The sequence below is a fragment of the Sulfolobus tengchongensis genome (genome assembly GCF_036967215.1).
Classification (GTDB): domain Archaea; phylum Thermoproteota; class Thermoprotei_A; order Sulfolobales; family Sulfolobaceae; genus Saccharolobus; species Saccharolobus tengchongensis_A.
Map to the genome: position 1 here is coordinate 421,595 of NZ_CP146016.1, position 18,308 is coordinate 439,902.

The 18,308-nt window shown below is 31.6% G+C and carries 16 protein-coding genes; 8 read left to right on the forward strand and 8 right to left on the reverse strand.

What is annotated here, in order from left to right; all coding sequences use genetic code 11:
- The first annotated feature begins 152 nt into the window (after positions 1 to 152).
- On the forward strand, positions 153 to 1,442 hold the full coding sequence (gene thiC / locus V6M85_RS02175; RefSeq protein ID WP_338602421.1) for a phosphomethylpyrimidine synthase ThiC: 1,290 nt from the start codon (positions 153 to 155) through the stop codon (positions 1,440 to 1,442).
- Positions 1,443 to 1,510: 68 nt separating this feature from the next.
- Here the strand turns inward: thiC and V6M85_RS02180 are convergent, their stop codons facing one another.
- Positions 1,511 to 1,702, reverse strand: a complete 192-nt coding sequence (locus tag V6M85_RS02180; protein WP_338602423.1) for a hypothetical protein — start codon at positions 1,700 to 1,702, stop codon at positions 1,511 to 1,513.
- A 195-nt stretch (positions 1,703 to 1,897) separates the two neighbouring features.
- Between V6M85_RS02180 and ilvC the strand changes: the two genes are divergently transcribed.
- Both ilvC and V6M85_RS02190 read left to right on the forward strand, forming a co-directional pair.
- The gene (ilvC, locus tag V6M85_RS02185; RefSeq protein ID WP_338602426.1) at positions 1,898 to 2,911 is read left to right on the forward strand and encodes a ketol-acid reductoisomerase; all 1,014 of its coding nucleotides are present in this window, start codon (positions 1,898 to 1,900) and stop codon (positions 2,909 to 2,911) included.
- 188 nt (positions 2,912 to 3,099) lie between these two features.
- Entirely contained in the window at positions 3,100 to 4,155 is a 1,056-nt protein-coding gene (locus V6M85_RS02190) for an ATP-binding protein (protein ID WP_338602429.1), read from the forward strand.
- A 262-nt stretch (positions 4,156 to 4,417) separates the two neighbouring features.
- On the opposite strand, the gene V6M85_RS02195 is transcribed toward V6M85_RS02190, so the two are convergent.
- Together V6M85_RS02195 and V6M85_RS02200 are read right to left on the reverse strand one after the other, a co-directional pair.
- Positions 4,418 to 5,029 (reverse strand): hypothetical protein, encoded by a 612-nt coding sequence (locus V6M85_RS02195; RefSeq protein WP_338602432.1) that lies wholly within the window; start codon positions 5,027 to 5,029, stop codon positions 4,418 to 4,420.
- A gap of 350 nt (positions 5,030 to 5,379) precedes the next feature.
- Entirely contained in the window at positions 5,380 to 6,264 is an 885-nt protein-coding gene (locus V6M85_RS02200; RefSeq protein ID WP_338602434.1) for a hypothetical protein, read from the reverse strand.
- Positions 6,265 to 6,327: 63 nt separating this feature from the next.
- Between V6M85_RS02200 and V6M85_RS02205 the strand changes: the two genes are divergently transcribed.
- The 4 genes from V6M85_RS02205 (at position 6,328) to V6M85_RS02220 (ending at position 10,574) form a co-directional block, all read left to right on the forward strand.
- Positions 6,328 to 7,221, forward strand: a complete 894-nt coding sequence (locus V6M85_RS02205; RefSeq protein ID WP_338602437.1) for an ABC transporter ATP-binding protein — start codon at positions 6,328 to 6,330, stop codon at positions 7,219 to 7,221.
- Entirely contained in the window at positions 7,214 to 8,047 is an 834-nt protein-coding gene (locus V6M85_RS02210; protein ID WP_338602439.1) for an ABC transporter permease, read from the forward strand. The genes V6M85_RS02205 and V6M85_RS02210 overlap by 8 nt, the downstream gene beginning before the upstream one ends.
- A 967-nt stretch (positions 8,048 to 9,014) precedes the next feature.
- The gene (locus tag V6M85_RS02215) at positions 9,015 to 9,299 is read left to right on the forward strand and encodes a winged helix-turn-helix domain-containing protein (RefSeq protein WP_338602442.1); all 285 of its coding nucleotides are present in this window, start codon (positions 9,015 to 9,017) and stop codon (positions 9,297 to 9,299) included.
- A 342-nt stretch (positions 9,300 to 9,641) separates the two neighbouring features.
- Positions 9,642 to 10,574, forward strand: coding sequence for a glycosyltransferase (locus V6M85_RS02220; RefSeq protein WP_338602444.1), 933 nt, complete (start codon positions 9,642 to 9,644; stop codon positions 10,572 to 10,574).
- 136 nt (positions 10,575 to 10,710) lie between these two features.
- Here the strand turns inward: V6M85_RS02220 and V6M85_RS02225 are convergent, their stop codons facing one another.
- A complete protein-coding gene (locus V6M85_RS02225) occupies positions 10,711 to 11,823 on the reverse strand; it encodes a LamG-like jellyroll fold domain-containing protein (RefSeq protein ID WP_338602446.1) in 1,113 nt (370 codons plus the stop codon).
- A 436-nt stretch (positions 11,824 to 12,259) separates the two neighbouring features.
- Complete coding sequence (locus V6M85_RS02230; protein ID WP_338602448.1) at positions 12,260 to 13,234, reverse strand: glycosyltransferase family A protein; 975 nt, start codon at positions 13,232 to 13,234, stop codon at positions 12,260 to 12,262.
- 364 nt (positions 13,235 to 13,598) lie between these two features.
- Here V6M85_RS02230 and V6M85_RS02235 point away from each other — a divergent pair, with 364 nt between their 5' ends.
- Positions 13,599 to 14,645: a hypothetical protein gene (locus V6M85_RS02235; RefSeq protein ID WP_338602450.1), complete on the forward strand. Its 1,047-nt coding sequence runs from the start codon at positions 13,599 to 13,601 to the stop codon at positions 14,643 to 14,645.
- A 504-nt stretch (positions 14,646 to 15,149) separates the two neighbouring features.
- Here V6M85_RS02235 and V6M85_RS02240 read toward each other — a convergent pair.
- Genes V6M85_RS02240 through V6M85_RS02250 form a run of 3 tightly spaced genes read right to left on the reverse strand, consistent with a single transcriptional unit; the run spans position 15,150 to position 18,043 of the window.
- Positions 15,150 to 15,908: a sugar phosphate nucleotidyltransferase gene (locus V6M85_RS02240; RefSeq protein WP_338602452.1), complete on the reverse strand. Its 759-nt coding sequence runs from the start codon at positions 15,906 to 15,908 to the stop codon at positions 15,150 to 15,152.
- 3 nt (positions 15,909 to 15,911) lie between these two features.
- Positions 15,912 to 17,129, reverse strand: coding sequence for a UDP-glucose/GDP-mannose dehydrogenase family protein (locus tag V6M85_RS02245; RefSeq protein ID WP_338602455.1), 1,218 nt, complete (start codon positions 17,127 to 17,129; stop codon positions 15,912 to 15,914).
- Positions 17,126 to 18,043, reverse strand: a complete 918-nt coding sequence (locus V6M85_RS02250) for an NAD-dependent epimerase/dehydratase family protein (protein WP_338602457.1) — start codon at positions 18,041 to 18,043, stop codon at positions 17,126 to 17,128. Before V6M85_RS02250 ends, V6M85_RS02245 begins: the two co-directional genes overlap by 4 nt.
- Positions 18,044 to 18,308: the final 265 nt, after the last annotated feature.

Sequence of the window (18,308 nt, forward strand, 5' to 3'; positions counted from 1 at the left end):
TTATGGAAGGTTCTCTAGTCGCCTTATATATACGATTGTTGATATTTTCGGAAAATCCTATCCACATAAATTACTTACTTAATGATAAAAACGACATGAGAAGTTAAATACATTATAATAATCTTTATAACCTAGTTAAGTGAATATATCTTATGGCCATAATAGATGATGCGAGAAATGGTATTATAACAGATGAAATGAAAAGAATAAGTAAGATTGAAGGAGTTCCACCAGAAAAGATCAGAAAGAGAATTAGTGAAGGAAAGATCATGTTAATTAGAAACTTACGATATCCCAGCAAAAAGTTAATAGCTATTGGAAAAGGTCTAACGACTAAGATAAACGTAAATATAGGGACTTCAAGCGAAGTTGTCAACTTACAAATGGAATTAGAAAAAGTAAAGGTTGCAAATAAGTGGGGAGATACTTTAATGGACTTATCTACTGGAGGGGATTTGGATCAGATTAGAAGAGAGATTATTAGAGCATCTGAGTTACCTGTGGGAACAGTTCCAGTTTATCAGATCTTCATAGAGTCGTTCAAAAGAAAATCTGGAGGAGCTTATTTCACAGAAGATGAGTTGTTGAGCACTGTAGAAAAACACCTAAAGGATGGTGTAGCCTTTATGACGATACATGCAGGAATAACAAAGGATTTGGCAATAAGGGCGTTGAAGAGCAATAGAATAATTCCAATAGTGTCAAGAGGAGGTGATATGATAGCAGGATGGATGATACATAATAAATCTGAGAATCCCTATAGGAAAAACTGGGATTATTTGCTGGAGATGTTTAAAGAATATGATGCAGTGATCTCTCTCGGAGATGCGTTAAGACCCGGTGCTACTGGAGACGCACATGACGAATTTCAAATAGGAGAACTGCTAGAGACTGCTAGGTTAGTAAAAAGTGCTTTAGAGAAAGGAGTTCAAGTAATGGTAGAAGGTCCCGGACATGTGCCTTTAAATGAAATTGCTTGGGATGTTAAGTTAATGAAGAAATTAACTGGTGGAGTTCCATATTACGTACTAGGTCCATTACCCATCGATGTCGGAGCACCTTATGATCATATAGCTTCAGCTATTGGTGCTGCAATAGCTTCAGCCAGTGGTGCAGACTTATTATGCTATTTAACACCTGCAGAACATTTAGGATTGCCTACAGTAAGGCAAGTGGAAGAAGGAGCAATAGCTTATAGAATAGCAGCTCATGCAGGTGATGTAGTAAAGTTGGGCAGAAAGGTTAGGAAATGGGACGATGAAGTTAGCTATTATCGAGGGAAGCTAGATTGGGAAAATATGATATCCAGATTGATAGATCCTGAGAAAGCTTATCAAGTTTATACTCAGTTCGGAAAACCTAAAGTAAGAGCATGCACCATGTGTGGAGGATATTGCCCGATGATGTGGGCCATGGATCAAGTTAGAAGTATCAACTCATGATTTAAGTGAACTTACGAAACGTTAAGGGAATACCAATTAATAAGTACGCATAGGAGTTGGTTTTAGACTCAAAAATATTTCTTAAAGTTCTTTCTTTTTCTATCTAATTGATCATAAGGATTTAATAAGTATGTTAGCAGTTTGTAAAGGTCTTTAGACCAGTTTTTATATAGAAATACTAGATTAAATGCAACATCAAATAAAGAAGACTTTACTGAGATAGTAGTGAACAAACTCTTATTTTGAGGAATTTTGCTCATCAGCTAGTTTAGGTAGGGTTTGAGTTCATATGGGTTTGTCTAATTAGTGTTTAAGACCAAGATTTCCAACTATTTAATGTTTATAAGTAAAATTATAGAATCAACTATAGTTAAGAGTGAGCTTAACTAATTATAAAGTGTAAATACAGACAAATATGGAACCATATTTATAAACCTAAACTAAAACATGATTTTATGGAAAAATTAATTTTGGATGCAAGTTTAGAACCATTAAAGAATAAAACAATAGCCGTAATTGGTTATGGAAATCAAGGTAGAGTTCAGGCTACTATTATGAGGGAAAACGGTCTTAACGTTATTATAGGAAATGTGAGGGATAAATATTATGAATTGGCCAGAAAAGAAGGGTTTGAGGTTTATGAAATTGATGAGGCGATAAAGAGGGCCGATGTGGGATTACTATTAATTCCAGATGAGGTAATGAAGGAAGTTTATGAGAAGAAAATACATACAGTTCTAGAGACTAAGAAGGAGTTCGTTTTAGACTTCGCTAGCGGATATAATATAGCTTTTGGCCTTATAAGACCTCCTAGAAGTGTTGATGTTGTAATGGTAGCTCCCAGAATGGTTGGAGAGGGTATCATGGATTTACATAAACAAGGAAAGGGATATCCAGTGTTATTAGGAGTTAAGCAGGATGCTTCTGGAAAAGCTTGGGAATACGCTAAGGCAATAGCTAAGGGAATAGGCGCTATTCCGGGCGGAATCGCAGTAAGGTCATCGTTTGAGGAAGAGGCGTTACTGGACTTAATGAGCGAACATACTTGGGTACCCATACTTTTCGCCACAATAAAGGCATGTTTTGACATTGCAGTCAAAGAGTATGGAGTTTCACCAGAAGCTGCGTTATTGGAATTCTATGCTTCTGGAGAATTAGCTGAGATAGCTAGATTAATTGCAGAAGAAGGGATATTTGATCAAATGGTTCATCATAGTACAACTAGTCAATACGGTACGTTAACTAGGATGTTCAAATATTATGATAACGTAAAGAAGATAGTTGAAGACGAAGCTAGGTACATTTGGGATGGGAATTTCGCTAAGGAATGGGTATTGGAACAACAAGCTGGTTATCCAGTTTTCTATAGGTTATGGGAATTGGCAAAACAGAGCGAAATGGCTAAGGCTGAGAAGGAGCTATATAAAGTTCTTGGAAGAATAAAGGAGGAAGAAGAAAAGAAGCAATAGTTAGGTATCGTCTTTTTCCATTGAAACCACAACTGATGAATTTTCGATCATACAACTCTCTTCCTTTAAACCTGAAGTGTGAAATAGTTCAACTATTAGAGACTATGACGTTTGATGTACAAGAAGTCCTAATCAAAAAGAATAAGTTTAAGTACTTCAATGATTGAATAGGTATTCAGGGGTTGAAGTTGTTATTTGACGAAAGACCAAAAATGAAAAGAGAAGAATTATTTGATAGAGAGAAGGAGCTCAATGAACTTCTCTCTAACTTACATAGACCACTTATTCTTCTTACTGGAGTGAGGAGGATTGGTAAAACTTCTCTTCTACTAGTAGCCTTGAACGAGAGTAAAATCCCATACATTTTGATTGATGCTAGAAAGCTTAAGGAAAATTACGGATTCAAGGATTTATACTACCTGCTTTCTACATCCCTTTCCTCCTCCCTAGATAGATTAGGTGAAGTATTAAAGAAAATTAAAGGTGTAAATATCTTAGGAATGTCAGTAGAGCTCTCATGGAAAGGAAGAAATTACATTTCTTTAGCAGACCTCTTTGATCATTTGAACGAAAAGAGAGTGATAATAGCAATAGATGAAGCTCAAAGGCTAAGAGGTCCTCTGTCAAAAGAGATCAGAGACGCTATAGCTCACGCTTATGATTATGATAGAAACTTAACATTTATATTGACTGGGTCTGAAATCGGCTTGCTTTATGACTTTCTCGGTATCGAAGATCAAACTTCCCCTTTATATGGTAGATACTATTATGAATTAAATCTCAATAGATTTTCAAGGAGTGAAAGTGAGGGATTTCTAGAGAAAGGATTTGAAGAATATAATGTGAAAGTGGAGAAAAACATAATTGATGATATAGTGAACTTTCTAGATGGAATTCCTGGATGGCTGACATTAGCAGGTAATTATTTAGTTTCTGGGAAGAGTTTAGAAGATGTTAAAAAAATTAGTATTGAAATAGCGTTAAACGAGATTTTCAACCTGCTTGAAAGCAAGAGAAAGGTTTCTGAGATTGTAAGTAGAAGATATAGATACGTGCTTAAATGTATTTCAGAAGGAAAAAATACTTGGAGCAAATTATTTGAGTGTGTCAGTGAAAAGGAGGGGACTGCAATATCTTCAAATACGTTGAGTAACGTTTTACATCAGCTTGAAGGAATGAGTATAATCCAAAATTATGAGTTTTTAGACCCGGTTTATAAGGAGGCTTGTAAAAGATTATTGTAATCAGAAGCTAAATAGTTGGAGAGGGTAAGCGTTAACATTTCTAATTCATCAAATAAATTCGAGGGAGAGCAAGTAAATTCTCTTCTAGATGACGTATCTAGATAAATATAATTGTTTTAAATAAAAAAATACATATTTAATACTGAGTTGAACAGTTTGCTTCATAATCATAATCTCACCAGTTTTTAATTGCCATAATAAGTTGACGTACTGTCAGCCGTTATAACATCAGCAGTAGCTTTTCATTGGTACGCAATGTGAACTAAATCTTTTTTCCAAACAATTTACTACTAGTAGCTACGTATAAGATCTTAAGTTTAGTATCGACACGATTTACAATACTATCGTAATCGCCTTTTAGGTATAATTGTTTTATCTCATTTCCCTCTGTTTTAATTTTAGGTACCTTATATCCTAATCTCCTAAGTATCTCCACGAATCCATTCCAGGTAAGTCCCTTATATTTCATTTTATTGTAAGGTAGCATCAACTGAAGATAGTCTGTTACTATAAGCCCTCCCCACATTAAATTCAAATCAGGTAAATTTCCTATCGAGTATTCAACTCCTTTTTGAATTAAGATGGGAATATCGAATCGTAATATGTTAAATCCATAAACGAATATCCTTTCCAACGCATCCTTTTCTCCAGTAAAGAACTTTAAATTACTAGCAGAAATTTGATTTATCCTAGCCTTTAAATACTCATAAAACTTAGAGACTAACTCCTTTTCTCCACCCGAGTCCCACTCGGTGAGAATAAAGGTACTCCTATTTTTATTATTAGTAATTTCCATCACTCCAATTGTTATAATTTTCTCGTTATGAAAAGCAATATTTGGTCGAAAACTTTCTAAAGTAAGTAGTATATCCATCTATTTCTTAAATAATATGCTAATAAAAGTATATAAGTATTACGAAAGGGTCTATAAGTTAAGTACAGAAGTGGTCTGATTATCAATAAATTCTTCTTAGGAATAACCTTATGGGTTTTCCAAACGACTTACGTTACTTTTATATTCTCTATAAATAGTAACGGCAACGTGCTAAACTACAATACTTCACAAAACACTCAGCAACCTCCTTTGACTGAACTTTACGTCATGTTCAATATGATGGGTTTCTCTTAGATATTAGTGTTGCAGTTATTAAGAAGATGATATAATTACCCGAATATTTTATTATATGTGAACCTAAAAATAATTTTTCTTAAAAAAAAAGAAGACTATAATTCATTTAATACTTCGTTCAAGCTTATCTTTTCCTGCGATAGGATAATCACATCCGACATCCTATTATTGCCATCATTTTTAATTCCCATCATTGCGTAAAGCTCCTTTCCATCATATGTTGCGTTGACTGAGTAAATCACAATATTAGAAGTCTTAAGCACTACCTTGCCTGCTACTGAGAAATTACCTATAGTTATGTTAAAGTACTTTAAGAAGTGCGTTATATTATAATAGCTTGTGTTAGCTTTCAATATTAATTGATTGGGCATCGAAACTAAAGTAAAGTTACTTCCATTAACATACCCATACATCACTACGTTCTGAGAGGGTTGTGGTGTAAATACTTTTTCCGATGTGTATAGGTACTTCAATAGGAAAATAGTAGTATTTCTACTCGTGTTATCCTTAACTACGTAAAAATAGTAACCATCAAATCCAAAGGCTGTATTATTCTTATAATCGTAAAGTAGCGAGTTATATTGAGAAAAGTTAAATCCATGCTTTACTAACGTTTCATTTATCACCGAAAATGCAAAGGAAGATAAGGGACTCGAGGCTTTGAAGTAGCCTAGGAGTGCGTAATATGAATTGTCAACCTTAACCACTTTAACTGTTCCATTTCCAATTATCTGTGATGCTAAGGAAAGCACCAATGATACGTTACTGTTATTAGTGTAATAGGCTATGAAGTTAGTTATTGGAGAGATATTATAAGTATGTATGATACCCAGCGTAGTATATTGTGATAAAGTGTAAGGGGAGTCGGTGCTATTGTTACTATTATTTGCTTTCATTGCGTTTTGAGTAGTCGCAAACACTATCACAACAGCTGAAATCACAATAATAATTGTTAAAATTATTGGTAGTTTCGCATTCATAGTCAAACTCTCATCTCATTAGCAAATAAGTTTTTTGATAAGCATTACATATCTCATTATATAATGATCAGTGTAAATGGCGTAGTGAAAAGATACGGTAACAAATTAGCGTTAGATGATGTTTCCTTACATGTGGATAGGGGTACTTTCGTCTCTTTAATAGGTCCTAACGGGGCTGGAAAAACCACTTTAATTAGAATTTTACTCACTCTGATGAAACCAGATAAAGGAGATGTTCAAATTCTTGGTTACAATCCTTTCCATAATAAGAAGGTTTTAAGGGAAGTTGGGTACGTACAAGAAATACCAACTTACCCTCCATTTTTATCCGGAAGACAAATATTAGAACTCTCAGCTAAGGTAAAGGGAATTGATAAAAGTGAGGTAAAAAGGGTTTTAGAATTCGTAGAAATGGACAGCCTTGCTAATTTTCCGATAATAAAATATAGTAAAGGATTGGTTCAAAGAATAGCTATTGCTGAAGCGCTTTTAGGTAATCCTATGGTTCTAATTTTGGATGAACCCAATATGGGAATAGACCCGATTTTTTCTCTAAAAACTAGAGAAATTCTAACTAAGTTAAAGAGAAAATATAATGTTACTATTCTAATGACCTCTCATGAGATGGAAGATGTGAAGAAATTGTCAGATACGATATATATGCTCTATAAAGGTAAGGTAGTCTTTAAAGGAAGTGTTGAGGATATGATAAGGAAATTCCTAGGTATTCAAGTTGTAATTGAAACTGATAATATAAGTGAAACTGAAAAACTCTTGAAAGAGATTGAGTATGTAAACGGTGTATTTAATGAGGGTAATAAAATCGTAGCTAAATTAGCTGAAGACAAAAGAGAGGATTTGTTAAAGGTATTGGTAGCAAATGGTATAAGGGTTAAGGGTTTTTACATGGATTTAAATTTGGAAGAAGCTTATGCGAGGGCATTGAAAAATGTTTGAAATTCTCCTTTATGAGTGGAGAAGAGGAATAGCCAGGAAAAAAGTAATTGTATTAACACTCATTTCATTCATATTTGAGTTAGGGATCTACTTCGCAATATATTTTGCTCCATCTAAATCATTAAAAACCCTAATAATCCCCTTATCTCCCTATTTATGGGCTTTAGGAGTCCTATTACCTCAAGCAATTCTGATACATTTCTTAGCCATATCGATAGCATCTGGCTCTATGGCTGAGGAATATGAACAAGGAACTGTGGACTACTTTATATCTAAACCTTTGACGAGATTCAGATTTATAATGGAGAAATGGTTAGGATCTTTTACTCTTCTTTTCGTCATATATATGGCAATGGTTATAATAGCACTAATAATGTCCTTCTCATTATTTGGAATTCAGAACGATCTAGTACTTTTACCAGAGATTGTGGGGTCAGTATTATTCTCAACTCTTGTTTTCTTAAATATCGCCTTTGCTATTGGCGAAATACTCAGAAGAAGCAATTTATCATTCACAATAAGTGGATTCGTTCTCATAGCTTCAATAATTATCTCATTCGTACTAGTATTTGTCTCGCAATTAACGCATAGCAGTAGTTACGAATACATTTCAGAGTACTTGCCTACCTGGGGTTCAACGGAGCTTCCTTTCATGCTTTTACAATCATCTCCGTTTAGCGAAATTGTAAGAGGACTAAATATAATACCCACAATAAGCAACAATGTGGTAATGGCTACTGTCTCGATCTTAGTATACTCTATAATACCTCTCATCTTATCCCTATTAAGCTTCTTAATGAGGGATATTCCTAAGAAGATAAGCTGATTAGTTAGTAAAGTGAAGTTAGCGGAAGAGGTTAATGATAAAAGCTAAGGCAAACCTACCTCTTTACGGTAGATCTAAAATTACCTTATAAAAATTAGTGTGTGTACCATTTGAATACTTAACGCTTATTTACGAACCGTTCTGATCAAGAGAATAACCTTAATTTTCAGATACCCCACAAACTATATAAAAATAAATCTAACAGTTAAAATATGGTTCAGAATTTTACTGTAATTAACAGCTAATTATGTAACTCCTTCTATTAGCAGTTAATTGGGGCATGGCTTACAGAGCATAGTTGAATCTTTTATAACTATTATGGCTAATAATACTCCGAATTTTAAAAACAAATCTCTTCTCTATCTAGATTATAGATATAGATTTAAATCCCCCTCTGAAATTGTATAGAAGCTTTTGGGGCTTGATATTATTTAGCGTTGCCTCATTGTAATGAAATGACATTTTTGATAAACGTTATTTATAGGAACTCTTACGAATTCATAGCATAAGCTATTAGAAATGTGAGTATGTAGAGAATCTAAAAACATTACAAAGTTAAATTTGACTTCTCGTATTAGTTTTGTGGAATCCTTGTGAATTTGCGTTCTTCGTTTAGTTAACCATCCTATAAAGCTGGTGGTAATTATAAGATAGAATCTTATACATATTATAAACGTAACTTTTCGTTACTGGAGTAAAGTTTGAAATCACATTTCGAAGTATTTTGTATAATTTTCACTTTTCTAACAAGCTTAATCATATAGTTTCCAAAAAATGCTAAGTATATATCCTAATTTCTCTACAGTTGCGTATATTTATAGAGAATTAGTAGCTAATTTTATATTTATGTCATGTAAATGGTATATACCATTATGTTAAAAGAGTTTTACAATCTACATAAATTAGTTAGAATTTCTCAGGAAACTCTAGAGTAAAGCTTATTTTAATTACTTCCATGATATATATTATGGAAGAAAGGAAAAGAAGGAGTAATACTGAGATAATTTATGCAATATTAAAGGGATGTGTGGAAGGAAGCGGAAAGACTAAACTAATGTATATGGCGAGATTAAATTACCCCGTATTCATGAAGTATATTTCTAAATTAGAGAGATTAAATCTTGTATACTTTGATGGAAAAAAGTATGTAATAACTGAAAAAGGAGAAAAAGTCCTTGGGTTACTAGATAAGTATATGGAAACTTATATTAGGTTAAGCGAGATAAGAAAAGAATTGGAAGAATTACTGTAAAAATAAAAAAGATATAACACTAAATGGTTTTCAAAGAAATACAAAAAGATATCAATACTCATCTATTTTAATTTCTAGAAAATTACGTCATGAGCTAATCTTTATATCAGTCACGTTAATAATCCCCCTTCTTGTATATTAATAAGAGGGATGAACATAAGTTATGAAGATATTGCCAAGCGCTTATACCTTCTGTTGTAAATATACTATTAACTGGGCATAGTTATTATGAAATATTCCAGAGTATACTCTAGTATCAAATGATATACAGTGAAAATAATGAATCAATATTGTATTTGAAAAATGGTAATTTTTAAAATAGTATTGAGCAATTATAGGATTATGAGATTAAATATACTAGTGTTGATTGTGACTCATAATCCGAAGATTGAAATCATATTGCATAATATATATTGTCTAAGAATAACTTCTTCAGATATAAAAATTCTAATTATTGATAATAATTCAGACATACCAATTGATTTGATAGATTCTATAGACTTCTTTTTGAAATTTAGAAAAAATACTGGACTTGCATATGCATATAATATTGGACTGGAAATTGCAAGAACATTAGGTATAAAATGGTTGCTAATATTGGATCAAGATTCCAAATTACATGGCAAAATTGATTTTGATAAAATATTTCAAAATTATAATAATTTATTAATAAAAGATCATGTAGCGATAATTTCATTAAATAAGATGTTTTGTTATACAACCGATCAACGTATAGGAAATTTCATTGTTTGTAAGTCAGCTGTGAATAGTGGGAGTATACTAAATGTTGATATATGTCATAAAATCCCTTATAATACCAAGTTATTTCTAGATAGAATAGATAATGAATATTGCTATCGATTAAGAAGAAACGGATATTTTGTTTTGGCATATAATGAGCAGTTGCTCACTCATACCATAGGTGATAAAATTTTACCTTATAGAAAACTGCTATCTAGATCAGTTTTATTTTTGTTTAAACTTAGAAGAATAAGATATGGTATCAAGAGTTTTATTGCTAGCTCTCGTAATAATGACGTTTACGTTTATTATAACAATTATTTACGATACTATTTCATTATCAGAAATACAATTTATTTAATCCTTAGAAGAATGATAGATTCTTTCTACGCCTCCACTTTGATTACATGGTCTCTTTCGCTATATGAAAGAACTAATATTATAATATTCATTAAGTTTATGATATTAGCTATACTACATGGAATTATTGGAGATCTGGAGAAAGATAATAAGAAACTTACTAGATATTTATAGAATAGTTCCTTAATCTCTATTCAGAGGTGATAGTCTCAATAATTTTTATCCATTTGAATATAATATATTGATTATATGATACATATTATATAACTGCTAATCTAACTTACTTAAAAAAACAGTAAAATATTCTTTTTTATATTGATCCTCCGTATAGAAGTCCACCCATTCTTTGAAATCCTTTACCGGTTATTAGATCTCCTAAATAAAATATATATCTATAGAGAGCCCAGAAGATTATTGATTCATCTACAGGGTCATGAACCGGAGAAGTGGCTAATTGTGATATCTGAGAAGAAGATAGTGGAGAGTTATATATTTGAACATTCTCCACATATGATTTCCATGATACTAAATTAAGGCCACCTTGTTGGGAATTAATTGGAAAATTATTTATCCATATATATGCAGGGCTGATATAGTTTATCTTGATAAGATTAGAATCCATATTAATTCCATTAATATATAAATCACATTCGTCACCCTTACATACTACTGCTACGTGAAAAGGAGTATTTGGAGAAGAAGCGAAAACACTCCCTGAAGCTCCACTAAATTTTACTAGATTATTTTGATTTTGTAATGTCCAAATTTTACCATTTTCCACAGAGCCATATGATAAAATATATCCGCCGTATGGATTTGGATTTCCATTAACCCATATGGAAATAGTAAAAGAACTAGGTGCACCAATAGCTTGATCTCCATTAGCAAACAAGAGTGTATCTGATGTGGTCGTAAAAATCACGTATGGACTTAGGGAGAAAGAGCCTCTTTTTTCAAGAATATAATTTATAATACCTATATTTTTATACCATAGAATTTTTATATTGCCCTCCCTTGCTAATGAAACTATAAATGGTAAAGTATTCGGATTAACGTATAAAATTGCATTTCCACCTATTTTTATATTGGAACTTATCGAAGGCGATTTAGTAGGGAAAAAAACTCCAAATAGTCCAATCTTTCCATATCCATAGACCTTTTGAACATACTCAATGGTCTCGTAAATACCACAAGTTCCGGAGCCTTCATTACAGTTTCCTTTAAATAATATTTCTCCGTTGTTTGTAACTGCTGTGTATTGCGTACTAGGATTACCAAAAACTATCGCTGAATACTCATTAAAGATATGAGGGAAATAGCTATTTTCCTTAAGTCGTTGCTCTTCTATAAATGTAATTAAGCTCATCGCTGTCAGAGCGGAAGCTGATAATCCTAGAAACTTTCTTCTTCCAAGCTTAACCACATATTAACTCTATCACATTCAACTATTTATACATTTCTTAATGGTGATTAAATATAGCTGATATACTTATATTACATACTTCGATATCACTTACAGACATAGAGAAAAACAAACTCATTTATTTGTATTCAGAAAAATAAATAAAAGTCAATAGTATATTATAAATAAAAATATATTCCCATAAGTAGGAAAAAATAGATTTAGAGTGATATTGATTTTAAGAAAAACAAAACTACGCAATAAAATAGATTGAGACCCACTTCGAGTAAGTATTTAATAGAGATATGTATTTCGTAATAGATACCAATTAAAAGATCTGACATAGATCCAGCTTCGAGTAATTTATGATGCTGTTACGAGTTGAATCAATCTGAGAGGTAGGTGAATTAATCAAAATAGATAAATAATACAAAAAATGCACAGTATAATCATGGAGCTATAAATTTTTAAGTCGACTTCTTATCCAATTAGCATCCTTGTTATGCTTAATCGCAATAAGCGCGATATTTAAACCTTTTCTAATCCCATCAATTTTGGCTTTCTCCTCGGGGCTATTAGCGCGTAAATTCCACATCAATCCTTTAAGAAATATATCAATCTTTAATTTAGATAGAGATAATCGGTAGATTTTACTTAAATAATATACTGAAAGCATGTATTCAGCAAAACGTTCTCTGATCCCTGAAATAGACTTAGGTCTACTTAAGGAGTCTCTATCAATATGATCTGTTTTACAACAATTATTGACCAATGCACAAGGGAGGTTCTTTCTATATGCGTGTAAGCAAAGATAAGGCTCATTCCCTATTCCTCTAATTGTAAAACAAGGTAACTTGAAATCTTCATATACTTCTCTTTTTATACTCATATTGAAGCCTATTGGATTAAATGTCTTTACAATATTATATTTATTTGATATAAACGGATTTTTTACCAAAATACCAGTGATTGCAAAATAATTATTAAAACTTAACATCTTTTGCTCTAATGGACTTTCCATAATTTTAGAATATGCTAATTTAAATAAATTATAATCAGTATCTTTAATATTTCCTTCTAGAGGACCTATAACTCCATATTCACTAAAATTTTGATGCAATTTAACATGATCTTCAATCCAAATACTAGAAGGTATTGCATCATCATCAGTAGTGATTAATATATCTGAATCAGCTTCACTATATAAAATATTCATTGCTTCTTCAAAATATCCTTCTTTCTGGAATTTTATTTCTATATCAAGTTTGTTTTGAAATTGTGATATTACATCTAATGTCTTATCTCCCTCAGATTCCTTATAAACTATCAAAATCTTAAATCTTTTAAATGATTGTTTTGTTAATGCATCAAGCAGTCTACCTATAGTTTCACCGTTGTTTTTATATGTGGGTATGCCAACAGTTACCTCCATACTAACATTAACCAGATTTTCTAAGTTATAAACATTGTAGTAAAATAGTGTATACAGGTAATTCATGGTGTAATTCTGAATATCGAATTTATTGTAATATATTAAGCTTATTTGGAACCATTTTTATCATTTAAGCAATGCGAATAGAGATCTATGTACTAGATATAAGAATCAAATCACGAGCGCAAAACACTATAGGTTTAAATTATGAAGTAGAAATTTACCATATACGAGGCTCATTATTGAATTCAAAATAATGTGGTATAACGAGTAAAAAATAAATTACAGAACCATAAGATTAAATCTCATCTTGAAGTAAAACTGTAGAATAATTTATATTTCCTTAAATATAATATTCAGTTTAATGTATGCGAGTAACCTCAGTGCCGATGACTTATTTTACTCCGATAATCCGAATGATGTGTTACACTTTTATAATTTCTTTGAGTCAGCAGAGGATTTAATAGAATGGATGAGAAGCAGGCCTAGAGCCGAAGTAAAAATAAAGGAAGTAGAAGGAGATACAAGTATTATAATAGTAATTCCGACAGCAAATGTGAATGGTATATATGCTAAGAACGATATAGAAATATATAAAGGTTTACACATAATTTTTTGTGAAAGCTCAGGGAGATATTTCAATTATGCTCATAGTATAAATATATGCGTAAAAGAAGCAATGAAATATGACCCAGAATGGATATTATTTTCAAATGATGATATGTATAAGGTGGATGAGCCCTATGTCCTAAAAAATGAGTTACAACAATTAAATTATAAAAAAGTCTTAGCTGTATTACCAATTGATAAGCAATATAGATTTAATTATAACGAGATAAGAGTTTTAAGACCATCAATTATTAAAGGTTACAGAAATTTTTCCTTTGGAATGCTATCATTGTTATATGATAATCTGATTAGACGAAGAAATACAAAAATAAATATAAATTTAATATTATTACTTAGTATTGCCCAAATTCATTATAATAATATTCTTAGAAAATTTAATTTGCCATTTGTAGATCTTAGGATAGCAGAGAATAGAAAAATTACATTTAAAATAAGAAATATGATGGAAAAAATCTTTAATGAGTACATAAATAGTTTTTACATTAAAAAATTTGGAGACTTTGGTGGGTTTAGTAGGGCGTTCTTACAAACGAGAAATGGTATAATTTTTGATGAAACATATATTAATGGTGTAGAGAATTACGATTTATCATTCGAACTCATGTTAGAAAATGTACCAATAAATATTATAAAATATAGAAAAGGTTCTTATAAAGGTAGAAGTTTAGGTACTGGCATAACACAAAAAGGTGTATCTAGAAGTATAAGACAGTTTGCAAATTATATTTACTTCAGCTATAAATATCTTAATATCTTAACTAATAAAAATAACCATAAATAATAATTAGATCATTATTTCATGTAATTTGTGAAGTACTTGGAGTGTGTCGATAATGTTCTCATGAAGGTATAAATTCCGGTACGAGGAAAGTATTAGAATGCAGACATGAAAATTAGTATGTAATACGAAAAGATAAAAACTTAATAAAGTCCCATTATATGAAAATTCTAACATAAAACCTTAGTGAAAAACACATTGGAAAAGAACTGATTTAGTATCATATCACATGCTAATTTTCATAACTGCAATGCAACACTCCTTGTTTATTATCATAATAAGCCTTTTAATGCCTAACCTCTCCTTGCCTTAAGAACACTAGGAAAGTAGGTCCTCGTGTTCAACGTTAGCCGTGAAAATATAAAATTTTCCGACTAAAAGATTCATACTGAATATTAATAGTTTATACATTTTAAGACGGAAAGCATCTTCTTATTGAATTTATAAGAAAGATTTGAAATTTCACAGTTACAATAAACACAGCTTATATTACCATAAATACCCTAACTACATGTTCACAATAATTTTCCTCATTGACAATATGTAGTTTTCTATATTGCCTAGGTCATAAACGTCATCAACCTTTATTCCAGTAAACTGTACTCCACGTTTTAAAAGCCTTTTTATCCCATCAGTTAACTGTAGCTCACCATCATAAGTAATTTCTTTTAGTGCAGAAAATAGTTCCCTAGTAAACATATAGTATGGTACTATTACAAAATTAGATTTTGGATTCTTAGGTTTTTCTTCTACATCTATCACCTTATTGCCATCTAGTATAACAACTCCATAAGGCCGCGGATCCTTTACTTGTGTTATTAAAAAAGAATTAGGAACTAAATCAGGTATATGTTTTAATAAAGTATCTGCAGCAACAACAATAAATTTATCATCCACAAAAGGTTCTGCTCTAAGTACGGCATCCCCAAATCCTTTAGGCTCAGGTTGATTAACAAATGCTATATTGCTTTTCTCCACTTTGGAGTAAAAGTCTGTTAATTCTTTAGCTTGCTTTTCCTTTCCCATTTTTTCTAAAAACGAAATGAAGTCATAATCAGGCGTAAAATGATCTTCAATAACTCTCTTACCTCTTCCTACTACTATTATGAAATCTCTTATACCCTTATTGAAAAATTGCTCGAAAATTATTTGTATTATAGGTTTAAAACCACCATTAAATGGGATAGGAAACATCTCTTTTGGGATCTCTTTTGAAGCAGGCAACATTCTAGTACCTAAACCAGCTGCAGTTATTACAACATGCAAACATTACTCACCTAACCCTATTGCTCTAAATTTATTTCTATCTAAAAGCTTATAATTCAAAACCCTTCTTCCATCCACTACATATTTATCCCTTAGTTTTTCTTCTATCCCTCTGAATTCATCCCATTCTGTTGAAATTATTATACCTTGGCTATATTGAATACATTCGTCCAAACTACTAATTTTAATATCTTTAACCTTTGCCTTCGGATCATAAGCTAAAATATTAGCCCCCTTTTCTTGTAGTAATCTAATTATTTTTAAGCCTACACTTTCTCTGGTATCATCAGTATTAGGCTTAAATGCTAATCCAAGCACACAAATAGTTTTACCTTTAAGCTCTCCAATTAGCTCTTCCATCATTTTCACTGCTCTAAAAGGTCTTTCATTGTTAACTTCTATGGCAGCTTCTACTATTTTCAAACGTTCCCCTAGATCCCTTGCAAAAGAGGTAATAGCAGCAGTATCTTTAGGAAAGCAAGAGCCACCAAACCCTAATCCTGCATTAAGGAAATATGGGGAGATTCTCTTGTCCATACCTATTGCCTTTGCTATAACATTTACATCACAGTTTGGTATTTTTTCACATAAGTTAGCTATTTCGTTTATAAATGAGATCTTCACTGCAAGAAATGAGTTAGCAGCATACTTTATCATTTCAGCTTCTTCCATGGAAGTTCTTATTATAGGAGAATTCGTAAATGACCATAAATCTTCTAAAAATTTAATTGTCTCCTCACTATCCCCTCCTATTATAATTCTATCAGGCTTAATTGTATCCATAATAGCACTTCCTTCTTTCAAAAATTCCGGGTTCACTAGAACTTCTCGATTCAACATTTTCTTAATTTTTCTTGAAGTCCCTGGAATAACTGTACTTTTAATTACTATTACTGAGTCTTTATTTATCTTTGATAATGACGTAGCAGCAGAAAAGACATTATCTAAGTATATTTTCCCATTAACGGTAGGGGTAGAAACGGTGATAAAGACAAATTGCGAATCTAATAATTCACCATAATCTTTGGTAAATATCAGCTTATCTTTATTTTTATCTACTAATTCCTGTAATCCCGGTTCATAAAAAGGTATTCTGCCAGAGTTAAGCTCATTAATCTTCATTTCATCTATATCTACACCTACTATATAATGACCTCTATCAGCCAAAACTGATGCTGTTACCAAACCTACATATCCTAATCCCACAATCCCAATTTTCAACTTATCACGCTCCTAAACCAATTTATTGTCCTAGTTAATCCTTCTTCTAAACTTATCTTTGGTTCCCATTTTAATAACTCTTTCGCTTTTTTTATATCTGCAGCTCTTCTACGTGGATCATCTTCTCTAGGTGGAAGAAATACTATGTTAGATTTACTACCCGTAATTTTAAGAATCATTCTAGCTAAATCAATTATCTTTGTCTCTTTATCAGAACCTATATTAAATACTTGCCCCTTTATGCCATTAGTATATATCATTTTTAGGGTAGCTTCCACCCAATCCGATACGTACAAGAAAGATCTAGTCTGATTCCCATCGCCATATATAGTTATATTTTCTCCTCTTAATGCTTGTACTATAAATCTAGATATTACTCTTCCATAACTTCCATCTTCTCTTAATCTAGGACCATAGACGTTAAATGGTCTTTGAATCCTTACATCTAATCCGTATTCTCTATAATATGACATTGCTAATGCTTCTGAAAATCGTTTACTTTCGTCATAACAACTTCTCATTCCTATTGGATTTACTTTTCCCCAATAGTCCTCTGGAGTAGGTATTATTTCAGCATCTCCATAAATTTCTGAACTGGAACTGTATATAAAGATAGCATCGCTTTTTCTTGCAATTTCTAACATTCTATATGTGCCCAACGAGTTAGAAAGTGCCGTTTCAACAGGATATTGCATATAATCTTCTGGAGAAGGCCTTGATGCTAAATGAATTACTACATCATATTTTTCAGTTGTATCAAATCTCTCTATTTTTTCTCTAATTACCTTAATATTACTTTTAGCCTGAAAGTACTTAGCGGTAGAGAAATCATCAACTATAACTATCTCACCATTTATTGAATCTATCAGATGAGAGCCTAAGAACCCTGCTCCACCACTTATAAGAAATCTCATTAGAAGTGTATATATAGAATGCAAAGATAAAGTTTACCTTGAATTTTATACATAATTATGAGTATTTCTTAAAATCTATACTATGGATATCAATATATAAAAAATTATTATAATCGTTTTATTAAAATATTTCAGTTACTTTTAATATTTTATGTGATTTTGGAAATAAGATTGAAAGATTATGTACATATCTCGGGAGCGTTAGAGGAGGTGTTGGAACGCAGTCATGAAAATTAGTATGTAATATGAACTAAATTAAACTCTC

Coding starts and splice junctions, on each gene's coding strand:
- thiC (WP_338602421.1), top strand. CDS start 153: ATGGCCATAATAGATGATGCGAGAAATGGTATTATAACAGATGAAATG.
- V6M85_RS02180 (WP_338602423.1), bottom strand. CDS start 1,702: ATGAGCAAAATTCCTCAAAATAAGAGTTTGTTCACTACTATCTCAGTA.
- ilvC (WP_338602426.1), top strand. CDS start 1,898: ATGGAAAAATTAATTTTGGATGCAAGTTTAGAACCATTAAAGAATAAA.
- V6M85_RS02195 (WP_338602432.1), bottom strand. CDS start 5,029: ATGGATATACTACTTACTTTAGAAAGTTTTCGACCAAATATTGCTTTT.
- V6M85_RS02200 (WP_338602434.1), bottom strand. CDS start 6,264: ATGAATGCGAAACTACCAATAATTTTAACAATTATTATTGTGATTTCA.
- V6M85_RS02205 (WP_338602437.1), top strand. CDS start 6,328: ATGATCAGTGTAAATGGCGTAGTGAAAAGATACGGTAACAAATTAGCG.
- V6M85_RS02210 (WP_338602439.1), top strand. CDS start 7,214: ATGTTTGAAATTCTCCTTTATGAGTGGAGAAGAGGAATAGCCAGGAAA.
- V6M85_RS02215 (WP_338602442.1), top strand. CDS start 9,015: ATGGAAGAAAGGAAAAGAAGGAGTAATACTGAGATAATTTATGCAATA.
- V6M85_RS02220 (WP_338602444.1), top strand. CDS start 9,642: ATGAGATTAAATATACTAGTGTTGATTGTGACTCATAATCCGAAGATT.
- V6M85_RS02230 (WP_338602448.1), bottom strand. CDS start 13,234: ATGGAGGTAACTGTTGGCATACCCACATATAAAAACAACGGTGAAACT.
- V6M85_RS02235 (WP_338602450.1), top strand. CDS start 13,599: ATGTATGCGAGTAACCTCAGTGCCGATGACTTATTTTACTCCGATAAT.
- V6M85_RS02250 (WP_338602457.1), bottom strand. CDS start 18,043: ATGAGATTTCTTATAAGTGGTGGAGCAGGGTTCTTAGGCTCTCATCTG.